This is a genomic window from Treponema endosymbiont of Eucomonympha sp., from assembly GCF_001028545.1.
This window is the reverse complement of record NZ_BBPW01000575.1, coordinates 1-471: the sequence shown is the minus strand read 5'-3', so window position 1 is coordinate 471 and position 471 is coordinate 1. Positions and strand designations below refer to the sequence as shown.

Annotated in this window: 1 protein-coding gene and 1 pseudogene; both read left to right on the top strand. The window is 51.6% G+C overall.

Annotation, left to right across the window (positions count from 1 at the left end):
- Positions 1 to 203, top strand: a 203-nt coding sequence (locus tag AWU74_RS12190) for a hypothetical protein (protein ID WP_187150969.1), incomplete at its 5' end; no start/stop codon positions are given.
- Between the two features lie 57 nt (positions 204 to 260).
- Positions 261 to 471: pseudogene (locus AWU74_RS08130) on the top strand (hypothetical protein); the annotation flags it as partial.

The window sequence follows — 471 nt, the reverse complement described above, 5'->3', positions numbered from 1 at the left end:
TTTTTGAAAAAGCCGACAGTTCCGGCAGCGACGCGGAAGCCGCGGCAAACTGGGGCGCGTGGGGCAAGTATGTCCACGCACAGCTCCCTATCGGCGTACTCTACTTCAAATCCACCGGTTTTGCGGTAAACCCCAAGCTGGTAGGCTACGCGCCCACGGCGACGGAGTGGTTCCCTAACGTGGAAAAGGCGTACTTTAAATAAACACAACGGCTGGCGTTGGACGCCAGCCGTTGTTTAATCTACATAAAAAAGCAAACAGTGGTAAAATTTATTGGGCGGCGGCTGTTTCAGTCCCTAGTGATATTATTCGGGGTTTCGCTTATTGTGTTTGCTTTGATAAACGTTATCCCCGGCAACCCCTACCTTTCTATGTTTCCTGCCGACATACCTACCGACCAAATCGAAGCGACGCTTCGCCGCGTCGGTTATTATGACAGTCTGCCGCTCAAGTATGTTCAGTGGATTACGC